Consider the following 16930-nt stretch of genomic DNA (forward strand, 5'->3'; position numbering starts at 1 on the left):
CGCAGGCCGACGACGAGACGCCGTCCAGCATCCTCCAGGCCGGTGCCGAGAAAGGCGTCTCCGACGGATATCCAGGTGTGATCGGCCTGATCCGCAGCGGCGACTCCACGGACTACGTGCACGCGGGCGTGGGGAACGTCAGCACCAAGACGGACGCCGACCCGAAGGCGAAGTTCCGGATCGGCAGCAACACCAAGGTCCTCACGGCCACCGTGCTTCTCCAGTTGGAGGGTGAGGGGAAGCTGTCGCTGGACGACTCGGTCGCCAAGTGGCTGCCGGACGCGGTCAACGCCAACGGCTACGACGGCTCGAAGATCACCATCCGCGAACTGCTCAACCACACCTCCAGCCTGCCCGATTACTTCACTGACCTCGGGGTCCAAAGCGACTACTTCCTCAACACCGATCCCGACAAGGCGTGGGCGCCGCAGCAGCTGGTGAACATCGCCCTGCGCCAGCACGCACCGCAGTCCGCACCAGGTGAGAAATTCGGCTACGCGAACACCAACTACGTCCTGGCCGGCATGGTGATCAAGGCAGTCACCGGCAACGAACCCCGTGACGAGATCCAGAAGCGCATCATCGAGCCGCTCAACCTGAACGACACGAATTTCCCCACCGATTCCTCCATATCGGGGAACTACCTGCACGGTTACGTGCACCCGCTCAACATCGTCACGCGTGACGTCACCAACTCCAACGTGCAGATCGGCGGCACCGCCGGGGCCATCATCTCCACCCTGGACGACATGGCCACGTTCCAGCGGGCACTCATGACCGGCAAGCTCCTCGCCCCGGAGCAGCTCAAAGAACTCAAGACCACGGTGCCGACGGGAAGTGCGGACAAGACCTGGGGGCTGGGCATCGCCCACATGAAGACGCCCTGCGGCACGTGGGCCTGGGGGCACAACGGTGCCGTGCTCGGCTACTTCAGCGAATGGCTGATCAGCGACGACGGCAGCACACAGGTCATCCACGCGAACAACGAATACCACCTACTGTCCCCCACCAAGGGACAGACCGACACTTATCAGGCCATGGGCGACGCCTTCTGCGCCGCGCGGTCGTAGGCGCATGCAGGCCGCGGCCCGACCCTGACGTCGATGGGAAACCCGCCCACGCGGGCTACCGGTCCTGGCTTCCGAGGTGGCCAGATCGCGGTGCTCCGCCGCGGCCACCTCGGCGCGGACCTGCCCCGGCCGTCACCGGCCCCGGGCGGAGTCACACCCACGGCAGGCATAGGTGTTGTGAACACTGCCATCGCACGGGGACGTCCAGGTATCGACGATCTTGGAGTCCCGTGTCGGGGTGTCGCAGTAGCAGCACACCACCATGGGCCCCAACCGCTCGGCGTCGGCCAGCGGTCCGGCAACGTTCTCCACGGCCGTGCGCAGCTCGTCCGGATCGGTGAAGAGGAGCTGTCCCGATGGCGTGCGCAGCCAGTGGGAGCCATGAAAACCGCCCAGTCCGGGGACGGCCAGCTGTTCCCCAGTGCGGTACACGATCACGCCCATCCCATGGGCCTCGGGCCAGTCGTCGGCCCCACCAGACGGGATGACCCACACCAGGTGGCGGAACCTCGTGTCCTCGAAGACAGCCCCGTTACGGCCGGCCAGGTTGGCAAGGACAAGACGGCTCCAGGTGGTTGGTACCGCGACGGCGTTCCAATGCTCGTCAGCGCGCCTCAATGCGATCGGCTGCTTGGGCAGGAGGGTGGCGAGCGCGACCCGGCTCATGCGATGTCCTTCCTCACGCAACCGTCAGTGCATCGGGCACGGGATCGTCGGGCGAATGCGGTTCGCGCACGCGACCACCTGGACCGAGGCGAATCGGGTACCTCGCAGGTACCAGCCGCCGACGACATCCCCGCCCCAGCGGAGTCGGCTGTCCGCGGCCGCGAACCACTCGGCCTGCCGCGAGGGGTCCTTGTCGTGATCAGCCGTGAACGACGGGCTCAACTCGCTCACCTGGTCTCTGTACCAGGCGGCAGCCTTGTCGGGCGCCGCGAAGGTGGCCTTGATCATTCTGGCCGGTCGGAGCAGCCAGTGCGGTACCTCCAACGGCGGCATGTCGCTCGCCATGAACGCGGGGCTGGCCGCCGCGATCTGCTTCCACTCCTGGGCCGAGATGTCCCGCACCACCATGTGCGGAGGCCGCCGGGCAGATTCTTCATCGAGGGCGCGGCGCTCTCCAGTCCAGCGGTAGCAGTGCCAGTGAGCCGGCATGGGCGGGGGCGGAGCAGTCATCCGGGGTACCTCCTGCGTAGTGGGAGCGGCCCGCCCCGGCCGGGTGGGATCCAGCCGGGGAGGGCCGCCGCTTATCTACGGCACCAGGCGTCGCCTATTTCGCGTACTGGCGGCCGTCGTCCGAGTCGCCGGGCGTCCCACCGCTCGGTGAGGGGGTGTCGGTGTCCGGCATGGTGTCGCCGTCGTCCGGGTCCTGGCGGCACCGTCGGCACCCGGCCGCCGCCAGGGCCGGACTGCTCGCTTTCCGCGCCGCCCGGATGGGCCTGCTGCTCGCCGCGGTCCCCGACGTCACGCGATCTCCTCCGCTCGGGCCTTCCGGATGGCCTTCTCGTAGGCGTGGAGCAGCTGCTCGCCGGTCTCGCATCCGGCGCCCGGTATCCGGCAGGCCGGGCAGCCTGCGGCGTGCTCGATGGCGGCGCGCCATTCGGTCTCGGTGGCCGGGTCGGTGGAGGTGGCCGCCCCGGCGTGGCCCGGTTCCGAGGTGTCCTGCGGGGCGGGGGCGGCGCCGCAGGTGGGGGCGCAGGCCCACACCTCGCAGACCACGCGGGCAGAGCCGCGCTCGACGGTCACGGTCCCCAGCGGCCGACTGGGCGCGTCGATCAGGCGCAGGCCGCACAGGACGCAGTCCCAGCCGCCGGTCTGGGCGTAGGTGAGCGTGTCCGGGTCCACCAGGGCCGAGACCGGTGCCTGCTCGGGGGTCGTCATCAGGACCTGCCCTGGTCGAGAGCGCGGCGCATGGCAGCGGCTTCGGTGACCGGGTCACGCTGGTAGAGGCGGGCATGGGGCGGGCAGGCGTAGACGGTGCGGCCGGCGCCGCTCCCCCCGTGCTCGATATCAACGATGACCGGTTCGTCGGTGGGCAGTTCGCAGCGGTAGCAGGTCTGGCGGCCCTGCGGGACCGGGCCGAGCACAGCGCGGTCGGCCTCGGCCAGTGCCCCCCACAGGCGCCAGGCGTCGGTCAGGCAGCGGTCGACCGAGAGCGCCACGCGCCAATGGGTCTTGGGGCCAGTCGTCCACGAGGCGGGCGGCACACCGAGGTACGTACTCTCGTCGGTCAACTCGGCGAGGACCCTGACCTCCCGCAGATGCCAGCTCGTCGCGGAGCCCACCTTGACGAGCCAGTAGAGACTGCCGTGCTCGTCCTGGATCACGGCGCCGCTCTCGTCGCCGAGCAGGCCGAGGGCGTGTTCGCCGATGGCCGGGGCCGCCCGTACGGCATCCCACCATTCGCTGACCGGTAACGCTTCAACGCCCCGGCTGTTTGGCGGTGTCCACAATGTGGCATTGGTCGTCATGACGCTCCCTGAACAGACTGTTCCCCCGCGCCGCAGCGCGCGTTGCAGGTAGCGTTTCCGACACGGATGCTCACGCACAGGAGTTGAGTGTCCGCCGCTGTCCGCACCGCTGCGGACACTGCGGACACGGAGCGCGCACATGCACGAGACCTTCGGCCAGGCCCTACGTCGGCTACGCGGCAGCCGTTCCGTACGCGACGTTGCTCAGCTCGCCAACTGCGGCAAGAGCCACGTCTCCGACCTCGAAAGAGGGAAGAAGTTCCCCACTCCGGAGATTGCAGAAGCACTCGACGCCGCGCTCGATGCCGGTGGCGAACTCGTCGCGCTGGCCTCCATCCGGCCGGGCACTTCGCCCCTAGAACAGGCAGATGCACTCCAACGCGGCCTGTACGAGGCTTTCGCAGCCGGGCCCATGACTGACGCCGCCTTGGAGGAGTGGGCGTACACGATCGCCCGCCATGGCCGAGCCACCCGCTACCGGCCAGAGGCCGAGCATCTGCCCGAATTGATCAGCGACTTCTCAGACCTGCGACTCCTGCTCTCCCACCGTCATGCCGCCCCGATACGACGCGCCCTCACCATCGCAACAGCGCAAATGGCCGGGTTGATGGCGCTCACTCTGCTGAAACTCGGGGAGCCGTCGGCACGTAGCTGGTGGCGCACCGGACGGGCAGCAGCCGCAGCAGCCGAAGACCGGGCTACCTTGTCGTGGATCTACGCACACGAGTCCTACCAGCTGTACTACAGCGGCGACGTTCCAGGAGCCATCGAGTGCGCCGCTCGCGCGCAGCAGCTTGCCGGAGGGCTGCCGTGCGTCGGCGATGCGCTCGCAGCCCCCTTGGAGGCTCGCGCCCATGCGATACACCAGCGCGCCGACGCGACAGCCGACGCTCTCCGCCGTGCCGAGGTGGCACTGGAGCGGCTCGACGCGGTCGACCGAATCGGCAGCGCGTTCGGCTACTCCGAGGCCCAGCTGGCGTTCCACGCTGGTAACGCCTGCACACACCTTGGCCAGACTGCTCGCGCCCGCGATGAGCACGAGCGGGCGTTGGAGCTCTACCCCACCGACGACCACACCGACCGCGCTCTGATCCAGCTCGACCAAGCCCTATGCCTGCTGGCCGACGGCCAACCAGCCGAAGCGGCAGACCAAGCCACGCGGACGATCGTGGCCCTTCCCGTCCAGCACCGAAGCGCTCTGATCATGTACCGCGCCGAAGAGCTGACGGCTAGTGTGCCTCGGGCACGGCAGACGCTGCCGGAGATGCGGGTGCTGCGCAAGGTGCTGGCACTGCCCCCTGGTGATGTGGAGGGCTGACATGGTGACGATCGATCGGGCGACAGCAACCGACGCAAGCGTGATCTCCGAGATACTCGGGGAGATCGAGGAGTACTACGGCGGTCAGAATGTGCCGGGCGACCTCGACCAGATTCGCGGCGCACTGTTCGGCGATCGTCCAGCGGCAACCGTGCTGCTGGCCCGGGACGAGGACGCTCGGGTAGTCGGCATGGCGTCGTACTCCTTCCTTTGGCCAGCAGCTGGAGCTGACACCAGCCTGTACCTCAAGGAGTTGTACGTCCGCGCCTCAGCCCGGCGCCGTGGTGTGGCAGGCGCACTGATGGCTGCGCTGCGCGAGGCGGCCGCTGAGGCGGGGTGCTCGCGTGTGGAGTGGACCGCCGATAGCGATAACCCTCCGGCCCTGGCGTTCTACGCGGCGCTGGGTGTGGAGCCGCATGACGGCAAGGTGATGTATCGCCTTCGGAAGTAGGGACGCCTCCGGCCCAGGATGTGCGGCTTATGACCCGGCCACGGAAATCCCTGACAGACTCATCGATCTTCGGGACTGCCAGCCGGCAACGGGGTCGGCCCCGGTGGGGGCCGACCCCGCTTGACCTGCGCATTGGCGGCCGCTAGACGTTGAAGCGGAACTCCACCACATCCCCGTCCTGCATCACATAGTCCTTGCCCTCCATGCGGGCCTTGCCCGCCGCGCGGGCTTCGGGGACCGAGCCGGTGGCGACGAGGTCGGCGAAGGAGATGACCTCGGCCTTGATGAAGCCCTTCTGGAAGTCGGTGTGGATTACACCGGCCGCCTCCGGGGCCGTGGCGCCCTTCTTGATGGTCCAGGCCCGGGACTCCTTGGGGCCCGCGGTGAGGTAGGTCTGGAGGCCCAGGGTGTCGAAGCCCACGTGGGCGAGGGTGGCGAGGCCGGGTTCGTCCTGGCCTACGGACTGGAGGAGTTCGAGGGCCTCCTCGTCGTCCAGTTCGGCGAGGTCGGCCTCCAGCTTGGCGTTGAGGAAGATCGCCTCGGCGGGGGCGACGAGGGCGCGCTGCTCGGCCTTGAAGGAGTCGTCGGTGAGCTCCTCCTCGTCGACGTTGAAGACGTAGAGGAAGGGCTTGGTGGTGAGCAGGTGCAGCTCGTGGAGGAGGGCGGCGCGCTCGCTGCCCTGGACGATGCCGGCGGAGAAGAGGGTGCGGCCCTCGTCGAGGATGGCCTTGGCCTCCTCGACGGCCTTGACCTGGGGCTGCTTGTCCTTCTTGATCCGGGACTCCTTGACCAGGCGCGGCAGCACCTTCTCGATGGTCTGGAGGTCGGCGAGGATCAGCTCGGTGTTGATGGTCTCGATGTCGCTCTTCGGCGAGATCTTGCCGTCGACATGGACGACGTTCTCATCCTTGAAGGCGCGGATGACCTGGCAGATGGCGTCCGACTCACGGATGTTCGCCAGGAACTTGTTGCCCAGGCCCTCGCCCTCGGAGGCGCCCTTGACGATGCCCGCGATGTCGACGAAGTCGACGGTGGCGGGCAGCTTGCGGGCCGAGCCGAAGATCTCGGCGAGCTTGTCGAGGCGGGGGTCGGGGACGCCGACCACGCCGACGTTGGGCTCGATGGTGGCGAACGGGTAGTTGGCCGCCAGCACGTCGTTCTTGGTCAGGGCGTTGAACAGGGTCGACTTACCGACATTCGGCAGACCGACGATTCCGATCGTGAGCGACACGTTGGCGACTTCCCGTAACTTCCCGTAGCGGGGATGTGAGGACAGAGGACGGGCCCCTGTGGGGCCGGTCCACCAGTCTACGGGGCCGTCCCCGATCACCCGGCCGGGCTGACAATCGGTCGAACACACTGCCAAGGTCCTGCGAAGGGCGTGTCCAAGACCGGATTCTCGCCCTCCGGCGGCCTAGCGTTGGGCGGGTGGAGCATTACAGCACGCGTACGCCGCGCCGCGCCGCGGCCCCGCCGCCCCGCCTGGCCGCGGACGACACCTATCCGGGCCGGGGCAGGAGTACCGATCAGGGGCGCGCGCGGCCCGGCGGCGCGGTCCGGGGCCCCCGGCCCGCGGTGCGCCGGACGGGGCCGTCCGGCCCGGCCGCGGCGCTGCCCGCCGTCTTACGGCGGGTCCGCGGGCTGTCCGTCCCGGGTCCCCGGCTGACCGGGCTGGGCGCGGGGCTGCTGACCACGCTCATGATGCTCACCATCGGCTGCCTGGACGCGCTGCTGTTCTCCGGCTCCCCCACCGTCTACAGCGTGCTCTTCCTGCCGGCCTGCGCGGCCTGCGGACTGTGGGTGCGCCCCGCCGACCTGCTCGCGGCGCCGGTGACGGCGCCGCTCGCCTACACGGTCGGGCTGCTGCCGATCAACGAGGGGTCGGCGGGGTTCAGCGGACAGGCGGTGGGGGTGTTCACCGCACTGTCGCTCCAGGCCGGCTGGCTCTACGCGGGCACGCTGCTGGCCGTGGTGATCGTGCTCGTACGGCGGGCCGTGCTGGTCACCCGACGTCGCCGGCAGCAGCGGCCGCGGCCATCGCGGCACCCACGATCCCCGCATTATTCTTCAGCTGCGCAGGCACGATCTCGGCCCTGACGCCCTCGATCAGCGGCACGAACTTGTCCGCCTTACGGCTCACCCCGCCGCCCAGCACGAAGAGCTCCGGGGAGAAGAGCATCTCCAGGTGATGGAGGTACTTCTCCACCCGGCGCGCCCAGTGCGACCAGCTGAGCTCATGGTCGTCCTTGACCTTGGTCGAGGCCCGCTTCTCCGCCTCGTGGCCGTCCAGCTCCAGATGGCCCAGCTCGGTGTTGGTCAGCAGATGTCCGTCGGTGAAGACCGCGCTGCCGATGCCGGTGCCGAGGGTGAGGACGATCACGGTGCCCTTGGCGCCGCGGGCCGCGCCGAACGTCACCTCCGCGACCCCGGCCGCGTCCGCGTCGTTCAGCACCGTGACCGGGCAGCCCAGCCGCTCGCCGAGCCGGGCCGCCAGATCGGTGCCGATCCAGCTCTTGTCGACATTCGCGGCGGTAAGGGTGACACCGCTCTTCACCACGCCCGGGAAGGTCACCCCGACCGGCCGCCCGGGCCAGTCGAAGTGCCCGACGACCTCCACCACACCGTCCAGAACCGCGCTCGGCGTGGACGGATGCGGGGTGAGCACCTTGTGGCGCTCCTCCGCGAGCTCGCCCCGGTGCAGGTCCACCGGGGCGCCCTTGATGCCCGAACCGCCGATGTCGATGCCGAACACGGTCGCGGCGGACGCCCCCGTGGCCCCCTGGCCGTATGTCACCGCCGGGACCCCTCCTGCCGACCCGCGGCCGCCGGTGCCTCCGGCCGGTCGGCCGCCGCGGCGGCCTCGGCGCGCAGATCCCGGCGCAGCTCCTTGGGGAGGGAGAAGGTCAGGGACTCCTGCATGGGCTGGACGACCTCGACATCGCCGAAGCCGCGCTCGGCCAGCCACTCCAGAACGCCCTCGACGAGCACGTCCGGAACCGAGGCGCCCGAGGTCACCCCGACCGTGGTGACGCCCGCCAGCCACGCCTCGTCGATCTCGCTCGCGTAGTCGACCAGATGGCCCGCCTTGGCGCCCGCGCCGAGCGCGACCTCCACCAGCCGCACCGAGTTGGAGGAGTTCTTGGAGCCGACCACGATGACCAGGTCGGACTCGGCGGCCACCTGCTTGATGGCGATCTGACGGTTCTGGGTGGCGTAGCAGATGTCGTCGCTGGGCGGGCTGATGAGCTCCGGGAAGCGCTCCTTGAGCGCGTCCACGGTCTCCATGGTCTCGTCGACCGAGAGGGTGGTCTGGGAGAGCCAGACGACCTTGGACTCGTCGCGGACCCTGACGTTCTCCACATCGCCGGGGCCGTCGACCAGGGTGATGTGCTCCGGGGCCTCTCCGCTGGTCCCGATGACTTCCTCATGGCCTTCGTGGCCGATCAGGAGGATGTCGTAGTCCTCCTTGGCGAACCGGACTGCTTCCTTGTGGACCTTGGTGACCAGGGGACAGGTGGCGTCGATGGTGGCCAGCTTGCGCTCCGCCGCCTCCTCGTGGACCACCGGCGCGACACCGTGCGCCGAGAAGATCACGATGGAGCCCTCGGGCACCTCCTCCGTCTCGTCGACGAAGATGGCGCCCTTCTTCTCCAGGGTCTGGACGACGTACTTGTTGTGGACGATCTCCTTGCGCACATAGATCGGCGCGCCGTATTGCTCGAGGGCCTTCTCGACGGCGATCACGGCACGGTCGACACCGGCACAGTAGCCACGGGGGGCCGCGAGCAGGACTCGGCGGGCGGAGGTTGCAGTCATGTGCCCATGGTAGGGGCGATGGCCCAAGGGTCTGTCGGTGATGGCCGATACCCTCGCGGTCATGGCTGTCAACACGTCCGCGGAGGCGCCGATTCCGGTCGGCGAGGTGTCCCGGTTGATCGGGGGCTGGATCGACCGGCTCGGCGCGGTGTGGGTCGAGGGGCAGATCACCCAGCTGTCCCGGCGCCCCGGCGCCGGTGTGGTGTTCCTGACCCTGCGCGACCCCAGTTACGACATCTCGCTGACCGTCACCTGCTTCCGCGCCGTCTTCGACAAGATCGCGGACACGGTCACCGAGGGCGCGCGGGTCGTGGTCCACGCCAAACCGGAGTGGTACGCACCGCGGGGCCAGCTGTCCCTGCGGGCCGCCGAGATCCGCCCGGTCGGGGTGGGCGAGTTGCTCGCGCGGCTGGAGCAGCTGAAGAAGGCGCTGGCGGCGGAGGGGCTGTTCGCGGCCGACCGCAAGAAGCCGCTGCCGTTTCTGCCGCAGCTGATAGGGCTGGTCTGCGGGCGCGCCTCGGCCGCCGAGCGCGATGTGCTGGAGAACGCGCGGCTGCGCTGGCCCGCCGTCCGCTTCGAGGTCCGCAATGTGGCCGTGCAGGGGGTGCACGCGGTGCCGCAGGTGATCGAGGCGGTCAAGGAGCTCGACGCGCTGCCGGACGTGGATGTGATCGTGGTGGCGCGCGGCGGCGGCAGTGTGGAGGATCTGCTGCCGTTCTCGGACGAGCAGCTGGTGCGGGCGGTGGCGGCGTGCCGTACGCCGGTGGTCTCCGCGATCGGCCATGAGCCGGACTCCCCGCTGCTCGACCTGGTCGCCGATCTGCGCGCCTCCACGCCCACCGACGCGGCGAAGAAGATCGTGCCGGATGTGGGCGAGGAGCTGATGCGCGTCCAGCAGCTGCGGGAGCGCGCGCTGCGCAGTGTGCACGGGCTGCTGGACCGGGAGGAGCGGGGGCTGGCCGCCGCCCTGGCCCGGCCGTGCATGCGGGAGCCGTACCGGATGGTGGACGAGCGCGAGGAGCGGATCACGGCGGTGCTGGAGCGCGCCCGCCGCTGCCTCGGCCATCTGCTGGACCGGGCCGACTCCGAGCTGACCCACACCCACGCACGGGTGGTGGCCCTCTCCCCCGCCGCGACCCTGCGGCGCGGCTATGCGGTGCTCCAGCACCCCGACGGCTCGGTGGTGCGGGCGGCCGACGAGGTCGCGGAGGGCGAGGAGCTGCGGGCGCGGGTCTCCGAGGGCGAGTTCCAGGTGCGGGTCGCTGTCGGACCCGCTGAATAGGGTGAGCGATATGTCGAAGATGCAGGGGCAGACGGACGAGCAGCAGACGGACGAGCAGCAGACGGACGGGCAGGCCGGGCGGACCGCTGGCCCGGAGGCCACGCTCGGCTATGAGCAGGCGCGGGACGAGCTGGTCGAGGTGGTCCGCCGGCTGGAGGCGGGCGGCACCAGCCTGGAGGAGTCGCTCGCGCTGTGGGAGCGGGGCGAGGAGCTGGCGAAGGTCTGCCGCCGCTGGCTCGAGGGCGCGCGGGCGCGGCTGGACGCGGCGCTGGCGGATGGCGCCGATGGCGCCGAAGGCGCCGAGGATGCGGAAAGCGCCGGGGAGGGCTGACCGCGCGACGCTCCGTGCGCCGTCGGGCGGCCACGCTGGCGCTCCATGCGCCGAGACCGGAGCGGGCGACCCGCCGCACCTGATCAGCCGCGCCCGCTCTCGGCGGATCGGCGGAAGGCGGCTGCGGTTCGAAGGCGCCCGCCCCAACGGGGCGCGGGGCGTGGGAACGACCGGCCATGACGGCGCCGCGCCACGGACGATCAGCGGCAGCTCAGCGCACTTCCAGCGGAGCGCCTACGCGGGGCGCAATGTGTGATTCGGAGCACCTTCCGCGCACTGCGCCAACATTTTAGTTGAACATTAATCTAAGCGTCGTAGAGTGGTTTCCCGTCAGCGATATCCGCGCTTATGCAGAGGTTTCTTCCATGGCACTCGTCCTTGACCCCACCGCCCAGGACCTGCTCTTCCGCGAGGCCCGTACCGCCAACACCTTCACCGATGAGCCGGTGTCCGAGGAGCAGGTTCAGGCCATCTACGACCTGATCAAGTACGCGCCGACCGCGTTCAACCAGTCGCCGCTGCGTATCGTGCTGGTCCGCTCGCCCGAGGCCCGTGAGCGTCTGGTCCAGCACATGGCCGAGGGCAACCAGCCCAAGACCTCCACCGCCCCGCTGGTCGCGATCCTCGCCGCGGACAACGAGTTCCACGAGGAGCTGCCCGCGCTCTTCCCGCACTTCCCGCAGGCCAAGGACGTCTTCTTCGGCGAGCGCGCCGCCCGTGAGCAGGCCGCGGCCCTCAATGCCTCGCTCCAGGCCGGTTACTTCATCCTGGGCATCCGCGCCGCCGGTCTCGCCGCGGGCCCGATGACCGGTTTCGACCCGGCCGGGATCCAGAAGGAGTTCCTGGACGAGGACCACACCCCGCTGATGGTCATCAACATCGGCAAGCCGGGCGAGGACGCCTGGTTCCCCCGTGGCCCGCGCCTGGACTACGACGAGGTCATCACCACGGTTTGATCGAACGCCCGATCAACCACGGGCCCTCGGCCCGGACGGGAAGTCCGGGCCGCGCCCCCGGCCGTCGCGCTCAGCCCTTCTTCTCGGTGAGCGCGGCGGCCATCTTCGTCAGCTGTCCGTGCCCCGCCGTCCCGGTGACCACCGTGGTCACGCCCGGCTCCTTGCGCACCAGCGCGTCGTACTTGTCGCCCTCGTAGCGGGTCCACTCCTTGCCGTCGATCCGCTCCGTCCGCTTGGTCTCCCGCGCCTGCTGGGTGACCTCCTCCACGAACGGCACCGGCTTGCCGTCGCTCTGCTCGACCGCGACGTACTCCTGATCCTGGTCGAGGAAGCCCAGGTGCCAGACCGCGCCGTCCTCGGCGGCGGCCGGGCGGTAGGTCACCGAGGTGGCGCGCCAGCCCTCGGGCAGGCTTCCGGGCTCGGGGGCGGCCACCGGGTACGGGGCGGCGCGGCGGGCCGTGTCCAGCTCCACCCGGTAGTCCACCGTCTTCACCCCGGCGCCCTTGGCGCCCTCGTCGTGCGGGATACCGAAGAGGTAGATGGCCGCCGCGACGACGCCGATCGCCGCCAGCGACAGCACCATGTCCCGGACCGTCTCTTTGCCACGCATACCTGCCACGCCCCCTATCGTCCCTCATCCGGTCGCCGGACCTCACAACAGGGCCGCGCTCATGCGTGGGGCTATCTGCTCACTTAGCCAATCAGCGGATAAAGTCATGAGCACCCTCACCCCGGTCCGTCGTCGTACAGAAAGGTGCGCTCCGATGACCGAGCATCATCTCCCGTCCCAGCTAGAGGTCAGCCCCGAGGCTCCCGATCGCAACCTCGCCCTGGAACTCGTCCGGGTCACCGAGGCGGGTGCCATGGCCTCCGGCCGCTGGGTGGGCCGTGGCGACAAGAACGGCGCCGACGGCGCCGCCGTCAAGGCCATGCGCTCCCTCGTGCACACCGTCTCGATGAACGGCGTCGTCGTCATCGGAGAGGGGGAGAAGGACGAGGCCCCGATGCTCTTCAACGGTGAGCGCGTGGGCGACGGCACCGGCCCGGAGTGCGATGTGGCCGTGGACCCGGTGGACGGCACCACGCTCACCGCGAAGGGCATGGCCAACGCCGTCTCCGTACTCGCGGTCGCCGAACGCGGCACCATGTTCGACCCGTCGGCCGTCTTCTACATGGACAAGCTGGTCACCGGGCCCGACGCCGCCGAGTTCGTCGACATCACCGCGCCCCCCGGCGTGAACATCCGCCGGATCGCCAAGGCCAAGAAGTCCAGCCCCGAGGACGTCACCGTCGTGGTCCTCGACCGCCCCCGCCACGAGGGCATCGTCAAGGAGATCCGGGAGGCGGGCGCCCGGATCAAGTTCATCTCCGACGGCGATGTGGCCGGCGCGATCATGGCCGCTCGCGAGAGCACCGGTGTGGATCTGCTGCTGGGCGTCGGCGGTACGCCGGAGGGCATCATCGCCGCCTGTGCGATCAAGTGCCTCGGCGGCACGATCCAGGCCAAGCTGTGGCCGAAGGACGACGAGGAGCGGCAGCGCGCCCTCGACGCGGGCCATGACCTCGACCAGGTCCTGGAGACCGACGACCTGGTCAGCGGCGACAACGTGTTCTTCGTCGCGACCGGGATCACCGACGGCGATCTGCTGCGCGGGGTGCGGTACCGCGCGGAGACCGCCACCACCCAGTCGCTGGTCATGCGGTCCAAGTCCGGGACCATCCGGCAGATCGACTCCACTCACCGGCTGGCCAAGCTGCGCGCGTACGCCTCCGTCGACTTCGAACGGCCCAGCTGAGCCGAACGGCACGTCGAACGGCACGTCGAACGGCCGAGCTGAGCGAACGGCCGACCCGATCGCGTCCGCGGCGTATGACGCGGACCGCACATGACGAGGGCCGGGTCCCGCCTCCCGGCGGCGCCCGGCCCAGGTCCCGAAGAGTTCAGCCCGCGGCGGCGACCCGCACCGCGCGCTGGAGCTCCGCCTCCCGGCGCCGGCGGCGGGCCAGCACGACCCGGCGCTCGGCCGCGGTCAGCCCGCCCCATACGCCGTACGGCTCGGGCTGGAGGAGTGCGTGCTCCCGGCACTCGACCATGACCGGGCAGCGTGCGCAGACGCGCTTGGCGGCCTCCTCCCGCGACAGCCTGGCAGCCGTGGGCTCCTTGGAAGGAGCGAAGAACAGTCCCGCCTCGTCCCGTCGGCACACCGCCTCCGAGTGCCAGGGGCCGGCTTGATCCCGCGCGGGGACGCGCTGCGGGGGCACGGCGGCTTCCAGCAGGGGCTGATGCGGTTGCAGCACGGTCTACTCCTGACGACGGCTCCGGTGGTCACCCTTGCCCGCCTCGAGGTGTACGGCCCCGTTAGCACCCCCATCAGCCGTACGAGAGACGATGCACCAAGCCTTACCCGCTGTGCGCGTGCTTATGCACACCGTTGTCCCACCCGGAACTTCCCCCTGCACACCCCTTCTTCAGGGCTTATGTTCGCAGGTTCTTCAGCCGCTTACCCCGCTTGGGCTTGGCCTCCACACCGCCGAATATCGCGAACCCGGTGACATGGATGACCGGCGCCTCCGGGTCCTGCGCCTCGTACGTCCGCACGTCGAAGCCGCCGAGGATGCCCGCGCCCGAACCGCGCAGCGAGACGTTCTCCGGAACCTTGATCTCCACCCCGCCGAACGCGGCCACGACATGGATGACGATCTCCCGCTGCTCGAAGACCGCCTCGGTGAGGTCGATTTCCACGCCGCCGAAGATCGCCAGGGCGTTCGTACGGCGCCGGACCCGCCAGCGGCCCTTGCGCGTCGAGCCGCCGAAGATCGCCACCAGGTTCTCCCCCTCGGGCAGGGAGCGCGACCACCCCTCCCCCGCGTCGCGCCCCGGCGCCGAGGCGGCGCCGTGGACGGGGGCGGCGGGCAGATCGCGCACCAGCGGCTCCAGCTCGCCGATGGTCTTGGCGCGATAGACCGCGTCGATCCGCTCGGCGTGCTCCTCTGGCTGGAGCCGCCCCTCGGCGAGGGCCTCCCGGAGGATGTCCGCGATCCGGTCGCGGTCCGCGTCGGACGCGCGGAGCTCCGCCTCCGCGACGGGCGCCGGAGCCGCCGGGGCCGACTGTGCGGGGGCGGATTTGGTCAGGGGCACAGGCTGCTGCTCATCCACGGGCTCAGCGTACCCAGTCGCGATAGATCGCGACTAGGGGACGGATCCCTGATCCTTCCCCTACTACTGAGTCCTACTGAGCCTTACCTCACAGGTCCCGTCCGGCGGCCCCGTTCTACGCTTATGGACGCGCTGTCGATGAAGTCAGCCGAAGCCCTGTCGAGTGAGGAACGGCCGCGATGCCCCCCAGCCCCCGCCCTGCCCCCCCTGGGTTCGCCTATTCGGATCTGCTCCCCCTGGGAGAAGACCAGACCGCCTACCGTCTGGTGACCTCCGAGGGCGTGAGCACCTTCGAGGCCGATGGGCGCACCTTCCTGAAGGTCGAGCCGGAGGCGCTGCGCACGCTGGCGGCCGAGGCCATGCACGACATCTCGCACTATCTGCGCCCCGCCCACCTCGCCCAGCTGCGCCGCATCCTCGACGACCCGGAGGCCAGCGCCAACGACCGCTTCGTGGCGCTGGACCTGCTGAAGAACGCCAACATCGCGGCGGCCGGGGTGCTCCCGATGTGCCAGGACACCGGCACCGCGATCGTCATGGGCAAGCGCGGGCAGAACGTGCTGACGCGAGGGGGCGACGAGGAGGCCCTCTCGCGCGGCGTCTACGACGCGTACACCAAGCTGAATCTGCGCTACTCCCAGATGGCCCCGCTGACCATGTGGGAGGAGAAGAACACCGGCTCCAACCTGCCCGCGCAGATCGAGCTGTACGCGACCGACGGCGGCGCCTACAAGTTCCTCTTCATGGCCAAGGGCGGCGGCTCGGCGAACAAGTCCTTCCTCTACCAGGAGACGAAGGCGGTGCTGAACGAGGCATCGATGATGAAGTTCCTGGAGCAGAAGATCCGCTCGCTGGGCACGGCCGCCTGCCCGCCGTATCACCTGGCGATCGTCGTCGGCGGCACCAGCGCCGAGTACGCGCTGAAGACCGCGAAGTACGCCTCCGCGCACTACCTCGACGAGTTGCCCACCGAGGGCTCCCCGACCGGCCACGGCTTCCGTGACAAGGAGTTGGAGGAGAAGGTCTTCGAGCTGACGCAGAAGATCGGGATCGGCGCGCAGTTCGGCGGCAAGTACTTCTGCCATGACGTCCGGGTCGTCCGGCTGCCGCGGCACGGCGCCTCCTGCCCGGTCGCGATCGCGGTCTCGTGCTCCGCCGACCGCCAGGCGCTGGCCAAGATCACGCCGGAGGGCGTCTTCCTGGAGCAGCTGGAGACCGACCCGGCCCGCTTCCTGCCGGAGACGACCGACGAGGAGCTGGTCAAGGGCGCGGGCCCGGATCTGGACGCGGTCGCCGTCGACCTCGACCGGCCGATGGACGAGGTGCTGGCCGAGCTGACCAAGCACCCGGTCAAGACCCGGCTCTCGCTGACCGGCACGCTGGTGGTCGCCCGGGACATCGCCCACGCGAAGATCAAGGAGCGGCTGGACGCGGGCGAGGAGATGCCGGAGTACCTGAAGAACCACCCGGTCTACTACGCGGGCCCGGCCAAGACCCCTGAGGGCTACGCTTCCGGCTCCTTCGGGCCGACGACGGCGGGCCGGATGGACGCGTACGTCGAGCAGTTCCAGGCCGCCGGGGGCTCGAAGGTCATGCTGGCCAAGGGCAACCGCTCGACGCAGGTCACCGACGCCTGCGCCGCGCACGGCGGCTTCTACCTGGGCTCGATCGGCGGCCCGGCGGCGCGGCTGGCCCAGGACTGCATCAAGAAGGTCGAGGTCCTCGAGTACGAGGAGCTGGGCATGGAGGCGGTCTGGAAGATCGAGGTCGAGGACTTCCCGGCGTTCATCGTGGTGGACGACAAGGGGAACGACTTCTTCCAAGACCCGGCGCCCCAGCCGACGTTCACCAGCATTCCGGTGCGGGGCCCGGGGCTCGCGTAACGCCTTCGGGGCGGGAGGGGGACGGGACGGATGCGCCCCCGCCGCCCCTACCCGTCCCGTACCCAGGGGCTCCGCCCCTTCGACCCCGCCAGGGGCTCCGCCCCCGGACCCCCGTCCAGGGCTGGACGGGGGTCATCCGCACACGCCGGACGGGGCGGAGGGCGCCACCGGACGGGGCGCAAAGCACCGGGGCGC

At 69.9% G+C, this 16930-nt stretch carries 20 protein-coding genes; 9 read left to right on the forward strand and 11 right to left on the reverse strand.

What is annotated here, in order from left to right; all coding sequences use genetic code 11:
• Positions 1–1070 (forward strand): serine hydrolase domain-containing protein (locus AB0E24_RS02855; protein ID WP_359374542.1); only part of this gene is annotated, 1070 nt, incomplete at its 5' end.
• Between the two features lie 132 nt (positions 1071–1202).
• Here the strand turns inward: AB0E24_RS02855 and AB0E24_RS02860 are convergent.
• The 5 genes from AB0E24_RS02860 to AB0E24_RS02880 form a co-directional block, all read right to left on the reverse strand.
• A complete protein-coding gene (locus tag AB0E24_RS02860; protein WP_359374544.1) occupies positions 1203–1736 on the reverse strand; it encodes a hypothetical protein in 534 nt (177 codons plus the stop codon).
• A 24-nt stretch (positions 1737–1760) separates the two neighbouring features.
• Positions 1761–2144: a hypothetical protein gene (locus AB0E24_RS02865; RefSeq protein ID WP_232637594.1), complete on the reverse strand. Its 384-nt coding sequence runs from the start codon at positions 2142–2144 to the stop codon at positions 1761–1763.
• A gap of 196 nt (positions 2145–2340) precedes the next feature.
• Entirely contained in the window at positions 2341–2538 is a 198-nt protein-coding gene (locus AB0E24_RS02870) for a hypothetical protein (RefSeq protein WP_359374547.1), read from the reverse strand.
• Positions 2535–2951, reverse strand: a complete 417-nt coding sequence (locus tag AB0E24_RS02875; protein WP_359374548.1) for a hypothetical protein — start codon at positions 2949–2951, stop codon at positions 2535–2537. The genes AB0E24_RS02870 and AB0E24_RS02875 overlap by 4 nt, the downstream gene beginning before the upstream one ends.
• The gene (locus tag AB0E24_RS02880) at positions 2951–3541 is read right to left on the reverse strand and encodes a hypothetical protein (protein ID WP_359374550.1); all 591 of its coding nucleotides are present in this window, start codon (positions 3539–3541) and stop codon (positions 2951–2953) included. The genes AB0E24_RS02875 and AB0E24_RS02880 overlap by 1 nt, the downstream gene beginning before the upstream one ends.
• A gap of 139 nt (positions 3542–3680) precedes the next feature.
• Between AB0E24_RS02880 and AB0E24_RS02885 the strand changes: the two genes are divergently transcribed.
• Positions 3681–4859 (forward strand): helix-turn-helix domain-containing protein, encoded by a 1179-nt coding sequence (locus AB0E24_RS02885; RefSeq protein WP_251770830.1) that lies wholly within the window; start codon positions 3681–3683, stop codon positions 4857–4859.
• 1 nt (position 4860) lies between these two features.
• Entirely contained in the window at positions 4861–5310 is a 450-nt protein-coding gene (locus AB0E24_RS02890) for a GNAT family N-acetyltransferase (protein ID WP_079153058.1), read from the forward strand.
• Positions 5311–5452: 142 nt separating this feature from the next.
• On the opposite strand, the gene ychF is transcribed toward AB0E24_RS02890, so the two are convergent.
• Positions 5453–6541 (reverse strand): redox-regulated ATPase YchF, encoded by a 1089-nt coding sequence (gene ychF, locus AB0E24_RS02895; RefSeq protein WP_079258815.1) that lies wholly within the window; start codon positions 6539–6541, stop codon positions 5453–5455.
• 197 nt (positions 6542–6738) lie between these two features.
• Between ychF and AB0E24_RS02900 the strand changes: the two genes are divergently transcribed.
• Entirely contained in the window at positions 6739–7407 is a 669-nt protein-coding gene (locus AB0E24_RS02900) for a DUF6542 domain-containing protein (protein WP_102937391.1), read from the forward strand.
• On the opposite strand, the gene ppgK is transcribed toward AB0E24_RS02900, so the two are convergent.
• Positions 7313–8104, reverse strand: coding sequence for a polyphosphate--glucose phosphotransferase (gene ppgK / locus AB0E24_RS02905; protein WP_359374553.1), 792 nt, complete (start codon positions 8102–8104; stop codon positions 7313–7315). The two genes, AB0E24_RS02900 and ppgK, sit on opposite strands and share 95 nt — an antisense overlap.
• Positions 8101–9126 (reverse strand): 4-hydroxy-3-methylbut-2-enyl diphosphate reductase, encoded by a 1026-nt coding sequence (locus tag AB0E24_RS02910; protein WP_351386080.1) that lies wholly within the window; start codon positions 9124–9126, stop codon positions 8101–8103. The genes ppgK and AB0E24_RS02910 overlap by 4 nt, the downstream gene beginning before the upstream one ends.
• 61 nt (positions 9127–9187) lie before the next feature.
• Here AB0E24_RS02910 and xseA point away from each other — a divergent pair, with 61 nt between their 5' ends.
• The 3 genes from xseA to AB0E24_RS02925 all read left to right on the forward strand — a co-directional run bounded on the left by xseA (position 9188) and on the right by AB0E24_RS02925 (position 11695).
• A complete protein-coding gene (gene xseA, locus AB0E24_RS02915) occupies positions 9188–10408 on the forward strand; it encodes an exodeoxyribonuclease VII large subunit (RefSeq protein WP_099017070.1) in 1221 nt (406 codons plus the stop codon).
• Between the two features lie 10 nt (positions 10409–10418).
• Positions 10419–10739: an exodeoxyribonuclease VII small subunit gene (locus AB0E24_RS02920; RefSeq protein ID WP_359374555.1), complete on the forward strand. Its 321-nt coding sequence runs from the start codon at positions 10419–10421 to the stop codon at positions 10737–10739.
• Between the two features lie 365 nt (positions 10740–11104).
• Entirely contained in the window at positions 11105–11695 is a 591-nt protein-coding gene (locus tag AB0E24_RS02925) for a malonic semialdehyde reductase (RefSeq protein WP_069864488.1), read from the forward strand.
• Between the two features lie 70 nt (positions 11696–11765).
• On the opposite strand, the gene AB0E24_RS02930 is transcribed toward AB0E24_RS02925, so the two are convergent.
• A complete protein-coding gene (locus AB0E24_RS02930) occupies positions 11766–12305 on the reverse strand; it encodes a DUF4245 domain-containing protein (RefSeq protein ID WP_079153007.1) in 540 nt (179 codons plus the stop codon).
• Between the two features lie 154 nt (positions 12306–12459).
• Here AB0E24_RS02930 and glpX point away from each other — a divergent pair, with 154 nt between their 5' ends.
• Positions 12460–13491: a class II fructose-bisphosphatase gene (gene glpX / locus AB0E24_RS02935; RefSeq protein WP_020868721.1), complete on the forward strand. Its 1032-nt coding sequence runs from the start codon at positions 12460–12462 to the stop codon at positions 13489–13491.
• A gap of 145 nt (positions 13492–13636) precedes the next feature.
• Here the strand turns inward: glpX and AB0E24_RS02940 are convergent, their stop codons facing one another.
• Positions 13637–13993, reverse strand: a complete 357-nt coding sequence (locus AB0E24_RS02940) for a WhiB family transcriptional regulator (protein WP_020868722.1) — start codon at positions 13991–13993, stop codon at positions 13637–13639.
• Between the two features lie 178 nt (positions 13994–14171).
• Positions 14172–14852: a DUF1707 SHOCT-like domain-containing protein gene (locus AB0E24_RS02945; protein ID WP_079153008.1), complete on the reverse strand. Its 681-nt coding sequence runs from the start codon at positions 14850–14852 to the stop codon at positions 14172–14174.
• Between the two features lie 179 nt (positions 14853–15031).
• Between AB0E24_RS02945 and AB0E24_RS02950 the strand changes: the two genes are divergently transcribed.
• Complete coding sequence (locus AB0E24_RS02950) at positions 15032–16735, forward strand: fumarate hydratase (protein WP_069864492.1); 1704 nt, start codon at positions 15032–15034, stop codon at positions 16733–16735.
• The last annotated feature ends 195 nt before the right edge of the window (positions 16736–16930 follow it).

This window comes from Streptomyces malaysiensis subsp. malaysiensis (assembly GCF_040653035.1).
Lineage (GTDB): Bacteria > Actinomycetota > Actinomycetes > Streptomycetales > Streptomycetaceae > Streptomyces > Streptomyces malaysiensis.